Raw genomic sequence first — 20666 nt, 5'->3', positions numbered from 1 at the left:
GTGGATAACGCCCGTACGACGTGGACACTGGAGTCATGGAGTACGCCGATCTGTCCGACTTCCTGCGCAAACGCCGGGAGGCCCTGCAACCCGAAGACGTGGGCATGCCCCGCGGGCGCAGGCGCCGTACCCCCGGTCTGCGACGCGAGGAGGTCGCCGCGCTGGCGTCGATGTCGGCCGACTACTACAGCCGGCTCGAGGGCGGACGCGGCCCGCAGCCGTCGGTGGACATGCTCGGCGCGATCGCCCGCGCGCTCCGGCTGACGCTCGAGGAGCGCGACCACTTGTTCCTGCTGGCCGGCCACGGTACGCCGCCGCGCACGACGCGGGCATGTCACGTCGACCCCGGCATGCTGCGGATCCTCGACCGCCTGCACGACACCCCGGCGATGCTGCTCAACCGCTGCGGCGAAGTGCTCGCGCAGACGCCGGCGCATGTCGCGTTCGCCGGCGAGCAAACCAACTTCCAGGGCATGGAGCGCAGCGAGGTCTATCGCTGGTTCGCCCACCCGGAGACCCGGACGCTGTACGCCGAGCCCGAGCTGACCACCCACAGCAAGCTGCTCGTCTCGATGCTGCGCACGACCGCGACCATCGACGGACCGAAGTCGTACTCCGCCTCGCTCGTGAAGGCGCTGCAGAAGCTGAGCCCGGAGTTCGTCGAGGTCTGGGACGCGCACGAGGTGGTCGTCGCGCACAGCCGGACCAAGCGGTTCAAGCATCCGGTGGTCGGCGACCTCGAGCTGTACTGCGAGCTGATCGACAACCGGGACGGGCAGCAGACGCTGATTGTGTTCACCGCGGAACCCGGGAGCGAGTCCGCGGAGAAGCTGCAGTTGCTGGGTGTTCTGGGCAGTCAGGCGATGAACTCTGGACAGGGCTTTGATCGGGAGTTAATTTAAGTCCTGAAATTTCATAAGGTTCTGACGGAAAGGTCCGCCCCCATGCTTTCCGATCGTTTTCGCCTGCCCGCCCTCCTGCTCGCCCTGGTCGTGCTGATCAGCGGGCTCACCTCCACCGCGGTCGCCAAAGTTGAAGCAACCTTCAACGTGCTCGCGTTCTACAGCGGCACCTACGACGCCGCGCACATCGACTTCGAGAAGGAAGCGAATCAGCGCTTCCCGCAGTTCGGTGCGCAGAACGGGTTCTCGTACACCGCGACCACCAACTGGGACCAGCTCAACAACCTGAGCGCGTCGCAGTACCAGGTCGTCATGTTCCTCGACGACTCACCGCACAGTGACGCCCAGCGCAACGGGTTCCAGCACTACATGGACAACGGCGGCGCCTTCTTCGGCTTCCACGTGTCGGCGTACAACGATGCGAGCGGCGGCTGGCCGTGGTTCAACAACACGCTGCTCGGCACCGGCCGGTTCGAGTCGAACACCTGGGGACCCAGCGCGGTCACGCTGCGGACCGAGAACCGCTCGCACCCGTCGCTGGTGAACACCGGAGCGACGTTCCGCTCGTCGGTGAGCGAGTGGTACAGCTGGCAGAACGACCTGCGGAACAACCCCGACATCCAGGTCCTCGCCTCGATCGATCCGTCGAGCTTCCCGGTCGGCAACCAGCAGGGCAACATCTGGACGTCGGGCTACTACCCGATCATCTGGACCAACAAGAACTACAAGCTGATCTACGCGAACTTCGGCCACAACGCGATGAACTACGAGACCAACACCCGGCTCTCGTCGACGTTCGACAGCCCGGCGCAGAACCAGTTCATGATGGACGCGCTGAAGTGGCTGGGTGGTGGCGGTACGACGCCGCCGGTCGACCAGCCGTCGCCGACCGCGTGGTACCAGCTCGCCAACAAGGGCAACGGAAAGTGCGTCGACGCCCGCGCGGCCGGAGTCGCCAACGGGACCGTGATCCAGCAGTACAGCTGCAACGGCACGCAGGCGCAGCAGTTCCAGTTCCAGCCGACGTCCGGTGGATTCACGCGGGTCAATAATCACAACGACGCCACCAAGGTGATCGATGTGACCGGGGTGTCCGCCGCCGACAACGCCGGCCTGCAGTTGTGGACGTACAGCAACGGGAACAACCAGCAATGGCAGGCCGTCTCCGAAGGCAGCGGCTACTTCCACTTCATCAGCCGCTTCAGCAACAAATGCCTGACTGTGCCCGGCGGCTCCACCGCCGACAGCACCCAACTGGTCCAACTCACCTGCAACTCCAGTGCGTCGCAGTCCTTCAAGCTGACGTGACCTGCGGTTAGATTGCGGCGCATGAGAATCCTGCGTGTGGCCGCTCTCGCGGCAGGAGGTTTGTTGGTGATGTCGTCCCAGGTCATCCCCGCCCAGGCGCACGGCGGGCCGTCGTACCGCTGGGGGCTGACGCCGACCGGAAGTACGGCGCAGTTCCGCGGGCTTGCGGCGGTCAGCAAGAACGTCGCCTGGGTGGGTGGGACCGAGGGGACGGTACTGCGAACCGTCGACGGCGGGAGGCACTGGCAGAACGTCAGCCCGGCCGGAGCGGAGGCGTTGCAGTTCCGCGATGTCGAGGCGTTCGACGCGAAGCGTGCGGTCGCGTTGTCGATCGGGGTCGGCGAGGACTCCCGGGTCTACCGCACCGCCGACGGCGGGAAGAGCTGGACCGAGACGTTCCGGAACACCGACGAGAACGCGTTCTACGACTGCTTCGCCTTCAATGACGACAAGCACGGGCTGGCGATGAGCGACCCGGTCGACGGGAAGTTCCGGATCGCGGCGACGTCGGACGGCGGGAAATCGTGGAAGGTGCAGTCGAACGCCGGTATGCCGGCCGCGCTGCCCGGCGAGTTCGCGTTCGCGGCGAGCGGGACCTGCCTGGTCGCCGGGCCTGGCCGGACCGCGTGGTTCGCGACCGGCGGCGGCGATCGGCCGCGGGTGTTCCGGACTGTTGACGGTGGCAGACATTGGAAGGTGGCGGACTCGCCGATGGCCAGTGGTCCGGCCGCGGGGATCTTCAGCCTCGCCTTCCGCAACCCGCTGTTCGGCGTCGCGGTCGGCGGTGACTTCGAGAAGCCGACCGAGGCGGTGAAGGCGGCGTCGATCACGTACGACGGTGGCCGCACCTGGAAGCTCGTGCCCGCGGACAAGGCGCCGAAGGGGTACCGCAGCGGATCCCACTTCGTGCCGTGGTCCCCGTCGACCGTCGTCGCGGTCGGACCGTCCGGGAGCGACGTGAGCTTCGACGGCGGGCGCAGTTGGAAGCAGTTCTACGACGGCAGCTTCGACAGCGTCGAATGCGCCGGCCACGGCTCCCAGGCCGGCTGCTGGGCGTCCGGTGCGAAGGGTGCAGTAGGCCGCTTGATGCACTGACCGTTCAGACCGGCGACACTCGCTCGTTGTGCGGGTGTCGCCGGTTTTCCGGAAGGATGGGTGCATGCGTAAATTGCTAACGGTCCTGGTGGGGTTTCTTATCGCGGTACCGACCGTTGCCGCTGCGAAGCCGGACGCCGGGCGGCCGGAGCGGCCGCTGACGGTGATGACGTACAACATCCATCACGGTGCGGGGATCGACGGTGTGCTCGATCTCGAGCGGATCGCCGTACTGATCGAGCAGTCCGGGGCCGACGTGATCGGGCTCCAGGAGGTCGACAAGCACTGGGATGTGCGGAGCAACTGGGTCGACCAGCCGGCCTGGTTCGCCCAGCGGCTCAAGATGCACTACGCGTACGCCGCCAACCTCGACCTCCCGCCGGTGAATCCGGGCGAGCCGCGGCGCCAGTACGGGACCGCGATCCTGTCGAAGTACCCGATCAAGGATTTCAAGAACACGCTGCTCCCGCTGTATCCGACCGGCGAGCAGCGCGGTCTCGCGGTGGCGAAGATCAAGGTTCGTGGGGCCGACCTACGGTTCGCGAACACGCACCTGACCAGCAACAACAACGCCGAACGGCTGGAGCAGGCGCAGAAGGTGGTCGAGCTGCTCGGCAAGTCGAAGACTCCGACGCTGCTCGTCGGCGACCTGAACGCGACGCCCGAGGCGCCGGAGATCAAGACCCTGACCGCCGTGTACGACGACACGTGGACCGAGGTCGGTGTCGGCCCCGGCTACACGATCGAGGCGGGCAGTCCGACCAAGCGGATCGACTTCCAGTTGCACAGCGCGGGATTGCGCGCGGTGAAGGCCGACGTACCTGTGACGCCGGCTTCGGACCACCTCCCGGTGGTCGCCTCGTTCGCCCTCCGCTGAACCCCTGACGCGTCACCTGAACGCCCTCCGGCTCCGGCCGGAGGGCGTTTTCGTGCGCCGACCTGGGGCTTCGCGGAATTACAAGCTTGTAGTTTGTCAAGTCGACACACGGGTGAAACAAAGTTACTTGTGTGAAAGCTGTTCCCAATGGGGCTGTAGGCAACTAGTGTCACGTATGTGGTCCAGGAGGACCAAAAGTTCACGAACCCTGGGGAAGGGGTTCGTGACCGGCGGAAGGAACGATCCCGATGCGGACGCCCCTCAGGGCCACGTCCGGCGGGCGGGTCGGGAGCACTGGGAAGACCGGTCGGGCAGGCAAAGCCCTGCTGTCCGGGGTGCTCGCGATCTGCTTGGCCGGCACGATGGCAATGCCCACGCTTCCGGCCGAGGCTGCCAAGCCGAAGCCCCCGGTGATCCCGTCCAAGGCCGCGGTCGAGCGCGCCAAGCAGGCCGCCGCTTCGAAGGCCGGCCAGGTCGCAACCATCGAGCGCCAGTTAGCCGCGGCGAATGCGCGGCTCGAGCAGCTCGGCATCCAGTCCGGCATCGCCGACGAGGCGTACAACGGCGCCGTCTACCGGCTGCAGCAGGCCAAGGCCGACGCGGCCGCCGCCGCGGCCCGGGCGACCGAGGCGGAGAAGACACTCGCCACCCAGCGCGCGCAGATCGGCCGGTTCGCCGCCGCGTCGTACCAGGGTGGCGGCGACGTGGCGAAGATCGCGCCGCTGTTCACCGCGAACGGTCCGCAGGACCTGCTCGACTCCGCCGGCGCGGCCCGCTCGGTGTCGGCCGCGATGCAGGGTTCGTACCTGCGGTTCTCGGCGACGCAGGTGATGACCAACCTGTTCAAGGTGCAGGCCGACCAGGCGGTCGTGAAGGTGAAGAAGGCGACCGACGAGGCGGCCGCCGCGAAGAAGGCGGCCGAGGACGCGGAGGCTGCTCAGTCGGCCGCCGTGACTGCGATCGGGGTGCAGCGCACGAAGTCGATCGCGCAGCTCGCCGTACTGCAGAACACCTCGGTGAAGGTTGCTGCCCAGCGGCAGCGGGGGCTCGAGGAGCTTGCGCGACAACGAGCCGCCGCTCTCGCCGCGAAGAAGGCCGCCGAGCTGAAGCGCCGGATCGCAGCCCGCGAGGCCGCGGAACGCCGCGCGGAGGCGGCCGAGCGGGCCCGCGAGGAGAAGGAAGCGCGGGAAGAGGCGAAGAAGAACCACGGCAAGAAGCCGCCGAAGCACAAGCCGTCCTCGCCGGGACGTAACGACGACAACGGCAACGACGGTGGCGGGCACAGCTCGGGCGGCAGCTCGCGGGACGCGATCAACTTCGCGTTGAAGCAGCTCGGCGACATGTACCTGTGGGGCGCGACCGGTCCGTCGCGGTGGGACTGCTCGGGTCTGACCCAGGGCGCCTGGGAGCGGGCGGGTGTCCAGCTCCCGCACTACAGCGTCGCGCAGTACGAGCAGATCCAGCACATCGACGAGGACGAGCTGCGGCCCGGCGACCTGATCTTCTGGGCGACGAACCCGAGCGACCCGGGGACCATCCACCACGTCGCCATGTACCTCGGCAACGGGCAGATGATCCACGCACCGCGGACCGGGAAGCCGGTGCAGATCGACAGCGTGTACTACTGGATCCCGCCGAACTTCTTCGGCCGTCCCTGACCTGTTATCTCCCTAGACCAGCCGGTGTCCGCCGTCGGCGTGTAGAACGGTGCCGGTGATGAAACCATTGCGCAGCAGGGCGATGATGGCGGCCGCGATGTCCTGGGTCCGGCCGATGCGGCCGACCGGGAGGCGGTCCGCCATCGCGGCCAACGTGGCGGGCGCCGCGTCGCCGGCCACGTCCTGCCAGATCGGGGTGTCGACCCAGCCGGGGGACACCACGTTGACCCGGATCGGCGCGAGCTCGACCGCGAGCGCCGCGGCCAGTGACGCCAGCGCGCCGTTGAGTGCCGCGAGCAACGATGCACGCGGTCCGGGACGGTACGCCGCGATGCCCGAGGTGAACACGATCGAGCCGCCGGGTTCGAGCGCCGACGCGCCGTGCTTGGCGAGCAGCAATGGTCCGAGCAGCTTGGAATCGACCGCAGCTCGGGCGGCGTCCACGTCGTACTCGCTGATCGGCTGGTAGGCGCCGCCGACGTCCGCGGCGGTAGTGACGATGTGGTTCACCTTGCCGGTGGTGGCGAAGAGCCGTTCGATGTCCCGCTCGATGCCGAGGTCCATGGCAACGGTGTGTACGCCGAGTTCCCGGCGTACCGCGTCGAGCTTGCCGGGCGAGCGGCCGGCGATCGTGACTTCGCTGCCTTGGGCAACGAGTTCGGCGGCGAGCGCGCGACCCATGCCGGAGCTCCCGCCGACGATCACTACGTGTTCCTGCACTGAAACTCCTTCGGTGGTTGACGTTTCGAGCCAACCACCGGACGGGTCAGTCGGCCACGACTTGCTGGCTAACGATCGTTAGGCCGGGGCTAACGATCATTGCCTGGAGCACGGGGTTGCGTGAATCGGTGCGCCAGACCGCGGCGTACCGGGCGATCAGCGGGCGGCCTTCGATAGGTCGCCAGACGACGTCCGGGGTCGCGGCACGGCGGGAGCCGAGGCTGATCGCGGACCTGCGGACGAGCAGCGCCGAGCGGAGCTGCGAGTGACTCATGCTGATGTCGCTGAGCCGGACGCCGGGACCGAGCCGGCGGATCGCCTCGTCGTAGAACTCCGGGGCGGCGGCTCGCGGGATCCAGATCAACTCGAGGCCGGTCAGGTCGTCGAGCGTGAGCTCGGGACGTACGGCGAGCGGGTGGTTCGCGGTCAGCAGTACGCCGAGCTCCTCGGCGGCGAGATGTTCCGAAGTGATTGCTGGAGGCAACGTTAGCGGCGTACGGACCAGGCCGAGATCGATCTCGCCGGCGGTCAGCATGCGGAGCTGATCGGTGGTGGTGCCGGCCTCGAGGGTGACCGTGCTGTTCGGGAAGCGTTCGGTGGCGAGCTGTTCGAGGGCGGCGGGGAGCCAGCCGGGGATGCCGTTCAGCAGGCCGAGCCGCAGGACCGGTTCGTCCAGGCCGGCGGCCCGGCGCGTGTCCTTCAGCGCCAGGCCGGCCGCCTGGATCGTCTCCCGGGCGCGGGCCAGGAACACCCGGCCGGCCGGGGTGAGCTCGACGCCGCGGCTGTGCCGGATCAGCAGCGTCGTGCCGACTTCACGTTCGAGCTGCTTGATCTGCTGGCTCAGGGTCGGGGTGGAGATGTACAGACGCTCGGCGGCCTTGCCGAAATGGAGCTCCTCGGCGACGCCCACGAAGTACCGCATCTGCCGAAGCTCCACCCGGTCATGGTTTCACGGGACGGCGATCAGGCGCCCGAGGTTCTCGCGGGCGTCAAGGGTCTCGTGGATGCGGGCGACGTCGGTCAGCGGGTGGGTGGCGTGGACGATCGGGCGGAGGTCGCCGGACTGCCAGCGGCGGACGACCTCGGCGATGTCGGCGCGGGCCTCGTCGGGGCGAGCCTGCTGCCAGCCGTACAGCGAGACGCCGGTGACGATCCGGAGCTGGAGTCCGAGCGCGGGGACGGCCGGGACCTCGGTCGTGATGGCGCCGTACGAGACCATCCGGCCGAGCGGCTTCACCAGCTCGAGGCCCTGGTCGAAGACGGTGCCGCCGACCGCGTCGAGGACCGCGTCGACGCCATCCGGTGCCAGGGCGCGGACCTTGGCCGGCCAGTCGGGGTCGCTGAGGTCGACAGGCTCGGCGCCGAGCTCGCGGATGAAGTCGAGCTTCTTCGCGCTGGACGCCGTACCGATGATCGTCTTCGGGTCGTAGAAGCGGGCCAACTGGGTGGCGAGGTGGCCGATGGTGCCGGCGGCGGACTGGATCAGGACCGTGCCGCCGGCCGGGATGTGACCCGACTCGAGCACGCGAAGGGCGAGCGGGGCGGTCAGTGACATCATCGAGGCTTCGGCCGCGTCGGCGTCGTCGGGGATCGTGGCGAGGAAGGTGGCGTCGGCAACGGTGTAGTCGGCGAAGGCGTCGACGGTGAGCGCCGAGACGCGCTGACCGACGGCCACGCCGGGCGGGGTGTCCGGGCCGAGCTTGACGATGCGGCCGACGACGTCCCCGGTCAGGGTGCCGGGGAGCGGGCGGTCCCAGGGTGAGCCGCCGCGTCGGAGTACGGCGTCGATGGCGTTCGCGCCGATCGCCTCGGCCTCGATCAGGACCTGACCGGCGGTGGGTTCAGGTACGGCGACCTCCTCGAGCTGGAGGACTTCGGGTCCGCCGTGGCGGTGGAAGCGCACTGCGCGCATGGTGGGATCTCCAAATCATGGGAGCTATAAATAATAGGAGAGTCCTACGATAACGCCAGGAGTGAACGATGCCAATAGAGTTGGGGGGTGAAGAAGGCGCCGACGCATCGGCTGGCCGACCAGGTGCTGTGGGCGCTGGGGCGGTCGAGTCAGCACGCCCAGCGGCTGGTCCGGCAGCACATGACGCAGGCCGGTGTCCGGACGCAGCACTACCACGTGCTCGCGAGCCTCGCCGACGACGGCGAGGCCGCTCAGGCGACGCTTGCCGACCGCATCGGCTTCGACCGCAGCGATCTGGTCACGCTGCTCGACGAGCTGGAGGAGCTGAAGCTGCTGGCCCGGCGGGTCGACCCGGCCGACCGGCGCCGCAAGATCGTCGCCATCACCCCGGCCGGCGAGAAGCAGTTGGACGCGATGGACCAACTCATCTACGCCGCCGAGGCGGACCTACTGGAGCCCTTGACGCCAGCGGAACGCAAGACCCTGCTCGGGCTGCTCCGCCGCCTGTCAGGCGATTAGTGCCCTTCGGTCTTCAGGCGCTCGAAGGAAGCGGTGATCTCGGCCTCGGCGTCCGTGCGGCCGACCCAGGTGGCGCCCTCGACGGACTTGCCGGGCTCGAGGTCCTTGTAGACCTCGAAGAAGTGCTGGATCTCGAGCCGGTCGAACTCCGGCACGTGGTGGATGTCGCGCAGGTGTTCCTGGCGCGGGTCACCGGCCGGGACGCAGAGCACCTTGTCGTCCGGGCCCTTCTCGTCGGTCATCCGGAACATGCCAATCGCCCGGGCCTTGATCAGGCAGCCGGGGAAGGTCGGCTCGGTCAGCAGGACCAGCGCGTCCAGCGGGTCGCCGTCCTGACCGAGGGTGTCCTCGATGAACCCGTAGTCGGACGGATACTGGGTGGCCGTGAACAGCGTCCGGTCCAGCCGGAGCCGCCCGGTCTTGTGGTCCAGCTCGTACTTGTTGCGGGTGCCCTTGGGGATCTCGATGAAGACGTCGAACTCCATACGGCAGATACTGTCACGGTTCCGACCGACCGAATGACAGGAGCAGCCAGGTGGCACGACCTGCCCGTGCGGCATTCGTCACGCTGCTCACCACGGCGCTGTGCACGAGCATGTGCGCCGGCCTGGTGAGCAGCGCACGCGCCGTACCCGGATCAGTCCAGACCACCGAACAGGCACCGCCCGTCCTGGCTCCCCTGACCACCGAGGGCGTCGCGCCGACGGCGGCCGGGGTCGGCAAGGCGCTCGCTGCGATTCTCAAGGACCCGTCGCTCGGCCCGCACCACGGTGTCTATGTGTACGACGCCTCGCGCGGCAAGCCGGTGTTCTCGGTCGGTGCGGCGACGCCGTACACACCTGCCTCGACTCTGAAGCTCCTCACCACGGTCTCGGCGCTGGCGACGCTTGGGCCGGACCACACGTTCACCACCAAGGTCGTGAGCGCCGGCAGGGGCTCGATCGTCCTGGTCGGCGGTGGCGACCCGCTGCTCGCTGTGAAGCAGGCATCGGACTACCCGGCTCGGGCGACCCTCCAGACGCTCGCAGCAAGTACTGCGAAGGCCTTGAAGGCGCAGGGCGTCACCCGGGTCGCCCTCGGGTACGACGCCTCGCTGTTCACCGGTCCGGCGGTCAACGCGAACTGGGAAGCCAACTACGTCCCAGAGGGAATCGCCGCGCCGACGACGGCACTGTGGGTGAACGAGGGCCGGCTCTCGCCCGGGATGGCGAAGCGGGCACCCTTGCCGGCCCAGGCCGCAGCCACCTCGTTCTCGAAGCTGCTGGGCACCTATGGGATCACTGTGGCCCCGACCGTCAAGGCTGCGACGGCTCAGGCCAAGGTCGCCCCGCTGGCCCTAGTGAAGTCGCCGACGCTCGGGCAGATCGTCGAGTACATCAACCAGCACAGCGACAACGACGGCGCCGAGGTCATGCTGCGGCAGGTCGGCCTCGCGACCGGCAACGGCGGTTCGTACGTCGGTGGGGTCAAGGGCGTGCGCGCCACGCTGACCAAGCTCGGTCTGGATGTCAGCAAAGCCCGCATCTACGACGGCAGCGGTCTGACCCGCGCGAACAAGGTCCCGCTCGACCTGCTGGCCGGTGCGGTCCGCGTGGCGATCTCCAAGGACCACCCGGAGTTGCGGCATCTCCTGACCGGACTCCCGATCGCCGGCTTCAACGGGAGCCTCAGGGAGCGATTCACTACCGCTGGCACCGGCACAGGGACCGGACTGGTCCATGCGAAGACCGGGACACTGACCGGCGTCCACAGCCTGGCTGGGTACGCCCGCGACCGCTCTGGCACGCTGCTGGTGTTCGCAGTCGCCAGCGACAGTGTTCCGGTTCCCAAGACGCTGGACGCCCGCGCCGCCCTCGATCGGACCACAGCAGCATTGGCCAACTGCGGCTGCTGACCACGGGCGCATGTTGGGACATAGCACTAGGGTCGTTGTATGAGTACGGCTGAAGGCGAGACCACGACCGAGATGGTCGACTGGCAGCTGGCGACCGGTGTGGCGCGGAAGCTGCTGCGCCCCGGCCCGGCGGTCAGCCGCGCGGAGGCGGACCAGGTGGTCGCGGAGCTGCGTCAGTTCGCGGCCGAGTCCGAGGGCCACGTCCGCGAGTTCACCGGGCTGCAGGCCACGTCGGCCACAGCGCCCGTGGTGATCGTCGACCGGCCCGGCTGGGTGCAGGCGAACGCGGACGGCTTTCGGACCGTGCTGCAGCCGCTGGCGGACAAGCTGCGGGAGAAGGCCGACCGGACGGCCGGTCTGTCGTCCGCGGTCGGCTCACGCGTGACGGGCATCGAGGCGGGTGCGCTGCTGGCCTTCCTGTCGTCCCGGGTGCTCGGTCAGTTCGACCCGTTCTACCCGGCGGAGCCAGACCCGGATCGGCCTCACCTGACCGGTCGGCTGCTTCTCGTGGCTCCCAACGTCATGCACGTGGAGTCCGAGCTCGACGTCGTACCGCGGGACTTCCGGCTGTGGGTGTGTCTGCACGAGGAGACGCACCGGGTGCAGTTCACCGCCGTTCCGTGGCTGCGGGACCACCTGCGGTCCGAGATCGCGCTGTTCCTCGACCAGGCCGAGCTGGACGCATCGGCGTACGCGGCGATGTTCCGGGAGGCTGTGCAGCGGCTGGGACGGTCGGTGCGTGGTGAGGCTGAGCTGAGCCTGGTCGACCTGATGCAGTCGCCGGAGCAGCGTGCTGTGCTGGACCGGCTGACCGCGGTCATGTCGTTGCTGGAGGGCCACGCGGACTTCGTGATGGACGGCGTCGGGCCGTCGGTTATTCCGACTGTCGAGCACATCCGTTCCAAGTTCACGTCGCGCCGGCAGAGCGGCAGCCCGGTGGACCAGCTGCTGAAGCGGCTGCTCGGGCTGGACGCGAAGCTGCGTCAGTACAAGGACGGTGCGGCGTTCGTACGTCGCGTGGTCGACCAGGTCGGTATGGAGGGCTTCAACCGGGTCTGGACCGGCCCCAACACGCTGCCGACCAAGACCGAGATCGCGAACCCCGATGCCTGGGTCACCCGACTCCACGGCTGAGTCGGCTCAGTCGGCTCAGTCGGCTGAGTCGGCTGTGGAAGAGCTGGTCGAGCGCAGACGGGGGAAGCTGCACCCGGCCATAGCTCGCGCCCGCGAGGCGGTCCGGGCGACGCTCGCCGAGCTGCCTCGGGGGACCACCGTGCTGGTCGCCTGCTCCGGCGGCACGGATTCACTCGCTCTAGCGGCCGTGACCGCCTTCGAGGCGCCCAAGCTCGGTCTACGGGCCGGAGCGGTCGTCGTCGATCACGGTCTGCAGCCGGACTCCGCGCACATCGCCGCGACCGCAGCTGAGCAGTGCAGGACGCTAGGGCTCGAGCCTGTGCTGGTGCGTGCGGTGGAGGTCGGCAGCGACGGCGGTCCGGAGGCTGCGGCCCGGGCTGCGCGGTACGACGCTCTGCGGGATGCGGCGGACGAGCTGGCAGCGGACGTCGTACTGCTGGCACACACCCGTGATGATCAGGCGGAGACTGTTCTACTCGGGCTGGGGCGTGGGTCGGGGGCGCGGTCGCTGGCTGGGATGGCTCCGGCGGTCGGACTGCTCCGGCGGCCGTTTCTAGAGGTACCGAGGGCCACTACGGCGGCGGCGTGTATCGCGTCCGGGCTTCGGCCGTGGCACGACCCGCACAACGACGACCCGGCGTACACGCGGGTGCGGGTGCGGCACGAGGTGCTGCCGGTGCTGGAGGAGGCGCTGGGCCCTGGTGTGGTCGAGGCGCTGGCCCGTACGGCGGGATTGCTGCGGGCGGACGCCGATGCGCTCGACCTGCTCGCTGCGGATGCTGCCGAGACCGCACTGAGTCGCGCCGAGGGCGAGGTGCGCGCTGAAGTCGGCGTACTGACCGACGAGCCCGCCGCGATCCGCACGCGGGTACTGCGGCAGGCCGCGCTGGAAGCCGGTTGCCGGGCCACGGACCTGACCGCGGGACACGTTGCATCGGTCGACGCGCTGGTGACCGACTGGCGGGGACAGCGCTGGATCGACCTACCACAGGGCGTTCGCGCGATCCGCAAGGGCGGATTCATCATCCTCGGCCCGGATGTGACAGGCTGATGGCCGTGGATGCGGCGGACATCGAGAAGGACCTGACCAAGATCCATTACACCGAGGACCAGATCCTCGCGAAGCTGCGGGAGCTGGCAGCGCGGATCGAGGCCGACTACGAGGGCAAGGACCTGTTGCTGGTCGGCGTCCTGCGCGGTGCGGTGATGGTGATGGCCGACCTGGCCAGGTCGTTCAGCCGGCACGTGGAGATGGACTGGATGGCCATCTCGTCGTACGGCTCGGGGACCAAGTCGTCAGGTGTGGTGCGGATCCAGAAGGACCTGGACACCGACATCACCAACCGGCACGTGCTGATCGTCGAGGACATCATCGACACCGGGCTCACGCTGAGCTGGCTGGTCAGCAACCTGGAGTCACGCAAGCCGGCCTCGCTGGAGCTGTGCACCGCCTTCGTGAAGCCGGACGCCGCCAAGATGCGGGTCCCGGTGAAGTACGTCGGCCTGGAGCTGCCGGACGAGTTCGTCGTCGGCTACGGTCTGGACTACGCCGAGAAGTACCGGAATCTGCGCTGTGTGGCCACGCTGGCCCCGCACGTCTACTCCTGACCCGCTCCGACAAGGCAGACTTGGTGACGGCCTGTACAACGGGTCGTACTGTCCTTTGGTGACCCTCGTGCTGTGTTGTCTTGTGCGACACGAGACACTTGGACTGGTATTACCGTCACAAGCCCGCCATACCCGGGCCTGCCGAGCTAGGAGGGACGGGGCTTAGGCCTCGATCATGGACGTGAAGCGCATCTTCCGCGGACCCCTGTTCTGGATCGTCGTCGCCTTCCTGGGCGTACTGGTGATCGGGCAGCTCCTGACCGGCTCGACCGGGTACAAGACCGAGGCCACCGGCCAGGTCGTGCAGCTGATCCAGCAGGCCAAGTCGTCGAGCGACAAGACGATCAAGTCGGTGACGCTGATCGATCCGGACCAGGAGATCCGGGTCGAGAAGACCGACGGCACCAAGCTCCGGGCGCACTGGGTCGACGGCCAGGCCGAGACCCTCGGCACCGACCTGCAGTCGCTGTTCCAGGACGGCAAGATCGAGCGGTACGACGTCGAGAACCCGAAGCCGAGCTTCATCGGCCAGGTGTTCTCCACGCTGATCCCGTTCCTGCTGATCGCGGTCGTGTTCATCTTCCTGATGAACTCGATGCAGGGCGGCGGCTCCCGGGTGATGAGCTTCGCCAAGTCGAAGGCCAAGCTGATCACCAAGGACACCCCGAAGACGACGTTCGCCGATGTGGCCGGCGTCGACGAGGCGGTCGAGGAGCTCGGCGAGATCAAGGAGTTCCTGCAGGAGCCCGGCAAGTTCCAGGCGGTCGGCGCGAAGATCCCGAAGGGCGTCCTGCTCTACGGCCCGCCCGGTACCGGTAAGACCCTGCTGGCCCGTGCGGTCGCCGGTGAGGCCGGCGTGCCGTTCTACTCGATCTCCGGTTCGGACTTCGTCGAGATGTTCGTCGGTGTCGGCGCCTCCCGCGTCCGCGACCTGTTCGAGCAGGCCAAGACGAACGCCCCGGCGATCGTGTTCATCGACGAGATCGACGCCGTCGGCCGGCACCGTGGTGCGGGCCTCGGCGGTGGCCACGACGAGCGCGAGCAGACGCTGAACCAGCTGCTGGTCGAGATGGACGGCTTCGACGTCCGCGGCGGTGTGATCCTGATCGCGGCCACCAACCGGCCCGACGTCCTCGACCCGGCCCTGCTGCGGCCCGGCCGCTTCGACCGGCAGATCGCCGTCGACGCGCCGGACCTGCCCGGCCGCGAGAAGATCCTCAAGGTGCACTCCCGCGGCAAGCCGATGGCGCCCGACGTCGACCTGGTCGCCGTCGGCCGCCGGACGCCGGGTATGACCGGTGCCGACCTGGCCAACGTGCTGAACGAGGCGGCCCTGCTGACCGCCCGGTCGAACGCGCAGATCATCGACAACCGCGCGCTGGACGAGGCGATCGACCGCGTCATCGCCGGTCCGCAGCGCCGGACCCGGCTGATGTCGGACAAGGAGAAGGTGCTCACGGCGTACCACGAGGGCGGACACGCCCTGGTCGCCGCGGCGCTGCCGCACTCCGACCCGGTGCAGAAGGTGACGATCCTGCCGCGAGGCCGCGCGCTCGGCTACACGATGGTGATGCCGGACGAGGACAAGTACTCGACCACCCGGTCGGAGATGCTCGACAAGCTGGCCTACATGCTCGGTGGCCGCGCGGCCGAGGAGATGGTCTTCCACGACCCGACCACCGGGGCGAGCAACGACATCGAGAAGGCGTCGGCGCTGGCCCGGGCGATGGTCACGCAGTACGGCATGACCGAGCGGCTCGGCGCGATCAAGTTCGGCCAGGACGGCAGCGAGCCGTTCCTCGGCCGCGACTTCGGCAGCCAGCGGAACTACTCCGAGGAGATCGCGGCCGCGGTCGACGAAGAGGTCGGCAAGCTGATCCTGAACGCGCATCAGGAGGCCTTCGACATCCTGGTCGACAACCGCGTCGTCCTGGACCACCTGGTCGAGGAGCTGCTCGAGAAGGAGACGCTGGACAAGCACCAGATCGCCCGGATCTTCGAGCCGGTGATCATGCGGGAGCGGCGGCCGGCCTGGACCGGCTCGTCCACCCGGATCCCGTCGGACCAGCCGCCGGTGATGCCGACCGCCGGCAACGGCCGCGCCGAGCAGAACGGTTCGCTCCACGACGTGCTGCCGGGCGGCTCCGTCGGTCCGGACGAGGCCATCCGGCCGACGGACTACGGCAGCGGGCCGACTCCGCCGAACAAGCAGTGACAACTGCGACGCCGCCACCCACCGGGTGGCGGCGTCGCTGTTTGCGGCCTGGAAATTTACAGTGGCCGGATGACCTCACCGAATTTCGACCACGAGCGGGCGGCAAACGCCGTACGCGAGTTGCTGTTCGCGATCGGGGAGGACCCGGACCGCGAGGGCCTGCGGGACACCCCGGACCGGGTGGCGCGCTCGTACGCCGAGATCACCGCCGGGCTCGGTCAGAGCGCCGAGGACGTCCTGACGACCACGTTCGCGCTCGAGCACGACGAGATGATCCTGGTGAAGGACATCGAGGTCTGGAGCCTGTGTGAGCACCACCTGGTCCCGTTCACCGGCGTCGCGCACGTCGGGTACATCCCGAGCCGGGACGGACGCATCACCGGGCTGTCGAAGCTGGCCCGACTGGTCGACGTGTACGCGAAACGACCACAGATCCAGGAACGGCTGACCACCCAGGTCGCCGAATCGCTGGTCGAGATCCTCGAGCCGCGCGGCGTGATCGTCGTGATCGAGTGCGAGCACCTGTGCATGACCATGCGCGGTGTCCGGAAACCGGGCGCCAAGACGATCACGTCCGCGGTCCGCGGTCAGCTGCGCAATCCGGTCACCCGCGCGGAGGCGATGAGCCTGATTGTGGGCTGAACCGTAGCCCCCGGCCGCCTGCCCTCGTTGACGTTTGAGAGTCCGTGACTATGGACATTCTGTCGCTGAGCGTTTACTTTCCGTAGTGGCGCTCGGCCAACGGGGACCAGAGTGCCGGTGTGAGGAGGACAGGATGTCGGGGCGTTTCCGGGTCGGCGCCGCACTTGCCGGGGTCGTCGTCCTGACGGCCGGCGGGCTGGTCGCAGCGAACTGGGCCACCGCGGACACGCGGACCAAGAGCACCCAGAAGACCACCCAGAAGGGCTCGCAGAAGCAGACCGAGGACCCGCTGGTGGCGGAGACCTTGGAGTCGCAGCTCGGGTCCGACTCAGGTGTGGTGGGCAGCTACTACGACAACTCCGGCGAGCTGATCGTCGCCGTGTCGGATCTCGCGACGGCCGAGCTGGTCCGCCAGATCGGTGCGATCCCGCGCCTGGTCCGGTTCACCGCCCGCCAGCTGAACGCCGTGCAGAGCGAGCTGAACAAGGTGGCGATGACGTCCAGCGCCGGCAAGGTGCGGTCGTGGTACGTCGATCCCGTCACGGGGACCGTGGTCGTCTCGGTGCCGAAGGGCGCGCACGACTCGATCACCAACAGGTTCCTGTCCCGCGCCGTGGCGAACGGCGAGCGAGTGACGGTCCGCCAGGTGACGGGGACGATTCGCCTGACAGCGGACGACTTCAGCCTGCGCGGCGGCGTACAGGTCGACAAGAACACCGGGTACGTCTGCTCGCTCGGCTTCAACGCCCGGACCCGCAAGGGCAACCGGATCTTCCTGACCGCCGGCCACTGTACGGCGGGCAAGCCGTCGTTCTCCCGCAACGGCTACGTCCTCGGCAACACGTACACCTCGAGCTTCCCCGGCAACGACTTCGGTTCGGTCGGCGTGATCGAGGGCTGGGACCAGCAGGGGTACGTCGAGGGCTGGGGCGCCGGCAACGTCGCGGTCAAGGGGCTCGCGGACGCCACGGTCGGATCGACGCTGTGCAAGTCCGGGAAGAGCACCGGCTGGACCTGCGGGCGGATCGTCGCGCGGAACGTCACGGTGAACTACGGCAACAACCGCATCGTCCGCGGCCTGTTCCAGCACACCGCGTGCGTGGAGGCCGGCGACTCCGGTGGCGCCAACATGACCGGCAACTACGCCCAGGGGATCACCAGCGGCGCGGCCCTGATCAACGGCCAGTGCCTGGAGAAGTCCGGCCAGACCAACGAGTCCTACTCGCAGCCCATCGCCGAGGTTCTGCAGTCCACCGCGTCCAGGCTGATCCTCGCCAACTGAGCCCAGGCGCGAGTCTGGGGGTGCGGGCCACTACGGTGGTCTGGTGAAGGATGTCGAGCGGGTTCACGTGGACGGGCTGCCGGTGGTTGACCGGTGTCTGGTCATGGGCGTTGTGAACGTGACGCCGGACTCGTTCTCGGACGGCGGTGAGTGGTTCGAGCCGGCCGCGGCGATCAAGCACGGGCGGGAGTTACTGGCCGAAGGCGCCGACCTGCTGGACGTCGGCGGGGAGTCGACGCGGCCGGGCGCAGTACGGCCGACGCCCGAGGAAGAGATCCGCCGCGTCCTCCCGGTGATCGAGACCCTCGCGGCCGAAGGCGCGATCATCTCCGTCGACACGATGCGGGCCGGTGTCGCGGAGCTGATGCTCGACGCCGGCGCCACGATGATCAACGACGTGTCCGGCGGGCAGGCCGATCCGGACATGCTCCCGCTGGTGGCCGAGCGCAAAACGCCGTACCTGTGCATGCATTGGCGCGGCCACTCGATCGACATGCAGAACCGGGCCGAGTACGACGACGTCGTCGCCGAGGTCATCGCCGAACTGGGCGAGCGGCTCGACGTACTGCGGCAGGCCGGTATCGACCTGAACCGGGTGGCGCTCGACCCCGGGCTCGGTTTCGCGAAGAACGCGCAGCACAACTGGGAGATTCTGCGCCGGTTGCGGGAATTCGCCGTACTGGAAAGACCGTTGCTGATCGGTGCGTCCCGGAAGACGTTCCTCGGTAGGCTGCTCGCCGACGAGCAGACCGGTGAACCCAGACCGGCCGTACGACGAGACGACGCGAGCGTGGCCGTGACCGCCCTGGCCGCCGCAGCGGGTGCCTGGTGTGTCAGGGCGCACGCGGTGGCACCGAACGCGGACGCGGTCAGAGTGGCGAAGAGATGGGGAACCGTATGACGGACGGACCGCGGCAGGGCACCGGTGGCGATGGTGCACGCGGTGCCACCGTCGAGGACGTCGTACTGAATGCGAACACCGCGTTCTACAACGCGTTCGAGGCCGGCGACCTGGACCTGATGGCGGCCGTCTGGCTGCCGGAGCCGGATCCGGTCTGCATCCACCCCGGCAACGCGGCGATCTCCGGGTACGCCGAGCTGATGCGGGCCTGGGCGATGATCTTCGCGAACACGCCGTACATCCAGTTCTTCCTCACTGATGTGCAGGTCCGGGTGGATGAAGACGTGGCATACGTCACGTGTACGGAGAATGTCCTGTCCTCGGGTGAAGGTGCCCCCGAGGACGGCTTCGCGGGCGGTAAAGCGCTCGCCACGAACGTTTTCCGTCGAACTTCTAGCGGCTGGCGGTTGTGGATCCACCATGCCTCACCGGTACTGTCGTCGTCTGGGGGCCGACAGGAGGAGGCGGAATGAGCGGTCCCGTTGCGATTCCTCCTGATGTGATCGAGATCCGGGGCATCCGCGGTTTCGGGCGCCACGGGGTGTTCGAGCACGAGCGGGCCGACGGACAGGAGTTCGTCGTGGACGTCCGGCTGGAGCTGGACACCCGGTCCGCCGCGGCCTCCGACGACCTGGCCGACACCGTGAACTACGGGGTGGTGGCCGAGCAGGTGCACACCGCGATCGAGACCGACCCGGTGGACCTGATCGAGACCCTCGCCCAGCGCATCGCCGATCTCTGCCTCGCCGACAAGCGGGTGACAGCGACGGCGGTCACCATCCACAAACCCTCGGCGCCGATCTCGGTGCCGTTCGACGACGTTGTCCTGACCGTGCAGCGCAGAGCCGGAGAATCCTCGTGACTGAGACCCCTAGTCCCCACGTCATCGACGCGGACACCCTGAGCGGTGGTCTGAAGCCGATCCGTCAGCTGATCCTGTCGCTCGGCAGCAACCTCGGCGACCGTGAGGCGAATCTGCAGGGCGCGGTCGATGCGCTGCGGGACACCCCGGACGTCGTCGTGGTCGAGGTCTCGCCGGTGTACGAGACCCAGCCGGTCGGCGGCCCGGACGAGTCCGGCCCGTACCTGAACATCGTCCTGCTCGCCGACACCACGCTGGGCGTCGACCTGCTGCTGGAGCGCGCCCAGGCGATCGAGCAGGCGTTCGGCCGGGAGCGCAGCGTGCCGGGCGCGCCGCGGACCCTCGACGTCGACCTGATCACCTTCGGGCAGAAGACGATCGAGACCGAGGAGCTGACGATCCCGCACCCGCGGGCGCACGAGCGTGCGTTCGTCCTCGCGCCCTGGCTCGACATCGAGCGGGACGCCGTCCTGCCGGGCCACGGCCCGGTCTCTGAGCTGCTGGCCAAGGTCGGGACCGACGGCGTGACCAAGCTCGACATCGAGCTGCAGTAGTCGTGTCCGGCGGTACCGAGCCGGGGCAGGCACCCCGGGACAAGAAGGAGCCGCCACGTCCGGGCTCGGTGCGGCCGACGTCACGCCGGCTGCTGGTCGCGATCGCCGTACTCGGGGTCGCGATCGGCGTCACGATGGTGAAGGCGATCGAGTCCGGCGGCGGGGTCGCGCCGGCGGTGTCGTGGCTGACGCTGATCGCCTGGGCGTTCCTGGCCGCGCTGCTGTTCGCCGCCGCCCGCAACACCAACCAGCGGATCCAGGTACGCCGGGAGCGGATGGAGCCGTCGCGCGCGGTGTTCCTGTTGATGATCGGGAAGGCGAGCGCGTTCGTCGGCGCGTTATGTGCCGGTGTTTACGCAGGGTTCGCGTTAAGCTTCCTGCAGGCGATGGGCTCTTCCGGCCCTCGTAACCGTGTGATCATGGCCGCTGCAGCGGCGGTGATCTCTGTGCTGGTCGTCACGGCCGGATTGTTGCTCGAACGCGCGTGTCGCATTCCCGAGGACCCCGACGAGACCCCCTAACATGTCGGTCCATGGGGTCAAGGGGTAGCCGCCGTCGAACCAGGACCACCGTTCTCACCGTT

At 68.4% G+C, this 20666-nt stretch carries 22 protein-coding genes; 18 read left to right on the top strand and 4 right to left on the bottom strand.

Going from position 1 to position 20666, the window contains the following annotated elements; translation table 11 throughout:
- The first annotated feature begins 35 nt into the window (after positions 1-35).
- The 5 genes from ACQPYH_RS41175 to ACQPYH_RS41155 all read left to right on the top strand — a co-directional run bounded on the left by ACQPYH_RS41175 (position 36) and on the right by ACQPYH_RS41155 (position 5840).
- Complete coding sequence (locus ACQPYH_RS41175; protein WP_432883192.1) at positions 36-902, top strand: helix-turn-helix transcriptional regulator; 867 nt, start codon at positions 36-38, stop codon at positions 900-902.
- Between the two features lie 42 nt (positions 903-944).
- Positions 945-2210, top strand: a complete 1266-nt coding sequence (locus ACQPYH_RS41170; protein WP_432883189.1) for a ThuA domain-containing protein — start codon at positions 945-947, stop codon at positions 2208-2210.
- 21 nt (positions 2211-2231) lie between these two features.
- Entirely contained in the window at positions 2232-3305 is a 1074-nt protein-coding gene (locus tag ACQPYH_RS41165; RefSeq protein ID WP_432883186.1) for a WD40/YVTN/BNR-like repeat-containing protein, read from the top strand.
- Positions 3306-3369: 64 nt separating this feature from the next.
- Positions 3370-4182, top strand: coding sequence for an endonuclease/exonuclease/phosphatase family protein (locus tag ACQPYH_RS41160; protein ID WP_432883184.1), 813 nt, complete (start codon positions 3370-3372; stop codon positions 4180-4182).
- 248 nt (positions 4183-4430) lie between these two features.
- A complete protein-coding gene (locus tag ACQPYH_RS41155; protein ID WP_432883182.1) occupies positions 4431-5840 on the top strand; it encodes an NlpC/P60 family protein in 1410 nt (469 codons plus the stop codon).
- A gap of 12 nt (positions 5841-5852) precedes the next feature.
- Here the strand turns inward: ACQPYH_RS41155 and ACQPYH_RS41150 are convergent, their stop codons facing one another.
- Genes ACQPYH_RS41150 through ACQPYH_RS41140 form a run of 3 tightly spaced genes read right to left on the bottom strand, consistent with a single transcriptional unit; the run spans position 5853 to position 8472 of the window.
- The gene (locus ACQPYH_RS41150; protein ID WP_432883180.1) at positions 5853-6560 is read right to left on the bottom strand and encodes an SDR family oxidoreductase; all 708 of its coding nucleotides are present in this window, start codon (positions 6558-6560) and stop codon (positions 5853-5855) included.
- A 46-nt stretch (positions 6561-6606) separates the two neighbouring features.
- Complete coding sequence (locus ACQPYH_RS41145) at positions 6607-7497, bottom strand: LysR family transcriptional regulator (protein ID WP_432883178.1); 891 nt, start codon at positions 7495-7497, stop codon at positions 6607-6609.
- 12 nt (positions 7498-7509) lie between these two features.
- Positions 7510-8472, bottom strand: a complete 963-nt coding sequence (locus ACQPYH_RS41140; RefSeq protein WP_432883175.1) for a quinone oxidoreductase family protein — start codon at positions 8470-8472, stop codon at positions 7510-7512.
- 87 nt (positions 8473-8559) lie between these two features.
- On the opposite strand from ACQPYH_RS41140, the gene ACQPYH_RS41135 reads away from it, so the two are divergent.
- Positions 8560-8991 (top strand): MarR family winged helix-turn-helix transcriptional regulator, encoded by a 432-nt coding sequence (locus tag ACQPYH_RS41135; RefSeq protein WP_432883173.1) that lies wholly within the window; start codon positions 8560-8562, stop codon positions 8989-8991.
- Here ACQPYH_RS41135 and ACQPYH_RS41130 read toward each other — a convergent pair.
- Complete coding sequence (locus ACQPYH_RS41130) at positions 8988-9476, bottom strand: inorganic diphosphatase (RefSeq protein ID WP_350866722.1); 489 nt, start codon at positions 9474-9476, stop codon at positions 8988-8990. The genes ACQPYH_RS41135 and ACQPYH_RS41130 overlap by 4 nt on opposite strands.
- Positions 9477-9526: 50 nt before the next feature.
- Here ACQPYH_RS41130 and dacB point away from each other — a divergent pair, with 50 nt between their 5' ends.
- The 12 genes from dacB to ACQPYH_RS41070 all read left to right on the top strand — a co-directional run bounded on the left by dacB (position 9527) and on the right by ACQPYH_RS41070 (position 20604).
- Positions 9527-10885, top strand: a complete 1359-nt coding sequence (gene dacB / locus ACQPYH_RS41125) for a D-alanyl-D-alanine carboxypeptidase/D-alanyl-D-alanine endopeptidase (protein ID WP_432883170.1) — start codon at positions 9527-9529, stop codon at positions 10883-10885.
- 39 nt (positions 10886-10924) lie between these two features.
- Complete coding sequence (locus ACQPYH_RS41120; RefSeq protein ID WP_432883167.1) at positions 10925-12019, top strand: zinc-dependent metalloprotease; 1095 nt, start codon at positions 10925-10927, stop codon at positions 12017-12019.
- Between the two features lie 34 nt (positions 12020-12053).
- Positions 12054-13070, top strand: a complete 1017-nt coding sequence (gene tilS / locus ACQPYH_RS41115; RefSeq protein ID WP_432883165.1) for a tRNA lysidine(34) synthetase TilS — start codon at positions 12054-12056, stop codon at positions 13068-13070.
- A gap of 5 nt (positions 13071-13075) precedes the next feature.
- On the top strand, positions 13076-13627 hold the full coding sequence (gene hpt / locus ACQPYH_RS41110) for a hypoxanthine phosphoribosyltransferase (protein WP_130443709.1): 552 nt from the start codon (positions 13076-13078) through the stop codon (positions 13625-13627).
- A 175-nt stretch (positions 13628-13802) separates the two neighbouring features.
- Positions 13803-15842, top strand: coding sequence for an ATP-dependent zinc metalloprotease FtsH (ftsH, locus tag ACQPYH_RS41105; RefSeq protein ID WP_432883162.1), 2040 nt, complete (start codon positions 13803-13805; stop codon positions 15840-15842).
- 69 nt (positions 15843-15911) lie between these two features.
- Complete coding sequence (folE, locus tag ACQPYH_RS41100) at positions 15912-16484, top strand: GTP cyclohydrolase I FolE (RefSeq protein ID WP_432883159.1); 573 nt, start codon at positions 15912-15914, stop codon at positions 16482-16484.
- 133 nt (positions 16485-16617) lie between these two features.
- Positions 16618-17766, top strand: a complete 1149-nt coding sequence (locus ACQPYH_RS41095; RefSeq protein WP_432883157.1) for a S1 family peptidase — start codon at positions 16618-16620, stop codon at positions 17764-17766.
- 103 nt (positions 17767-17869) lie between these two features.
- Positions 17870-18667, top strand: coding sequence for a dihydropteroate synthase (gene folP / locus ACQPYH_RS41090; protein ID WP_432894626.1), 798 nt, complete (start codon positions 17870-17872; stop codon positions 18665-18667).
- Complete coding sequence (locus ACQPYH_RS41085; RefSeq protein ID WP_432883155.1) at positions 18664-19140, top strand: nuclear transport factor 2 family protein; 477 nt, start codon at positions 18664-18666, stop codon at positions 19138-19140. The genes folP and ACQPYH_RS41085 overlap by 4 nt, the downstream gene beginning before the upstream one ends.
- The gene (folB, locus tag ACQPYH_RS41080; protein ID WP_432883152.1) at positions 19137-19529 is read left to right on the top strand and encodes a dihydroneopterin aldolase; all 393 of its coding nucleotides are present in this window, start codon (positions 19137-19139) and stop codon (positions 19527-19529) included. The genes ACQPYH_RS41085 and folB overlap by 4 nt, the downstream gene beginning before the upstream one ends.
- Complete coding sequence (folK, locus tag ACQPYH_RS41075; protein ID WP_432883149.1) at positions 19526-20083, top strand: 2-amino-4-hydroxy-6-hydroxymethyldihydropteridine diphosphokinase; 558 nt, start codon at positions 19526-19528, stop codon at positions 20081-20083. The genes folB and folK overlap by 4 nt, the downstream gene beginning before the upstream one ends.
- Positions 20084-20085: 2 nt before the next feature.
- A complete protein-coding gene (locus tag ACQPYH_RS41070; RefSeq protein WP_432883147.1) occupies positions 20086-20604 on the top strand; it encodes a DUF3180 domain-containing protein in 519 nt (172 codons plus the stop codon).
- Positions 20605-20666 lie beyond the last annotated feature (62 nt).

It is taken from the genome of Kribbella sp. CA-245084 (genome assembly GCF_050942355.1).
In the GTDB taxonomy this organism is placed as follows: domain Bacteria; phylum Actinomycetota; class Actinomycetes; order Propionibacteriales; family Kribbellaceae; genus Kribbella.
This window is presented reverse-complemented; position numbering and strand designations above follow the sequence as displayed.

Coding starts and splice junctions, on each gene's coding strand:
- ACQPYH_RS41175 (WP_432883192.1), top strand. CDS start 36: ATGGAGTACGCCGATCTGTCCGACTTCCTGCGCAAACGCCGGGAGGCC.
- ACQPYH_RS41165 (WP_432883186.1), top strand. CDS start 2,232: ATGAGAATCCTGCGTGTGGCCGCTCTCGCGGCAGGAGGTTTGTTGGTG.
- ACQPYH_RS41120 (WP_432883167.1), top strand. CDS start 10,925: ATGAGTACGGCTGAAGGCGAGACCACGACCGAGATGGTCGACTGGCAG.
- ACQPYH_RS41095 (WP_432883157.1), top strand. CDS start 16,618: ATGTCGGGGCGTTTCCGGGTCGGCGCCGCACTTGCCGGGGTCGTCGTC.
- folB (WP_432883152.1), top strand. CDS start 19,137: ATGAGCGGTCCCGTTGCGATTCCTCCTGATGTGATCGAGATCCGGGGC.
- ACQPYH_RS41155 (WP_432883182.1), top strand. CDS start 4,431: ATGCGGACGCCCCTCAGGGCCACGTCCGGCGGGCGGGTCGGGAGCACT.
- ACQPYH_RS41160 (WP_432883184.1), top strand. CDS start 3,370: ATGCGTAAATTGCTAACGGTCCTGGTGGGGTTTCTTATCGCGGTACCG.
- ftsH (WP_432883162.1), top strand. CDS start 13,803: ATGGACGTGAAGCGCATCTTCCGCGGACCCCTGTTCTGGATCGTCGTC.
- ACQPYH_RS41085 (WP_432883155.1), top strand. CDS start 18,664: ATGACGGACGGACCGCGGCAGGGCACCGGTGGCGATGGTGCACGCGGT.
- ACQPYH_RS41130 (WP_350866722.1), bottom strand. CDS start 9,476: ATGGAGTTCGACGTCTTCATCGAGATCCCCAAGGGCACCCGCAACAAG.
- folE (WP_432883159.1), top strand. CDS start 15,912: ATGACCTCACCGAATTTCGACCACGAGCGGGCGGCAAACGCCGTACGC.
- folP (WP_432894626.1), top strand. CDS start 17,870: ATGGGCGTTGTGAACGTGACGCCGGACTCGTTCTCGGACGGCGGTGAG.
- ACQPYH_RS41170 (WP_432883189.1), top strand. CDS start 945: ATGCTTTCCGATCGTTTTCGCCTGCCCGCCCTCCTGCTCGCCCTGGTC.
- ACQPYH_RS41140 (WP_432883175.1), bottom strand. CDS start 8,472: ATGCGCGCAGTGCGCTTCCACCGCCACGGCGGACCCGAAGTCCTCCAG.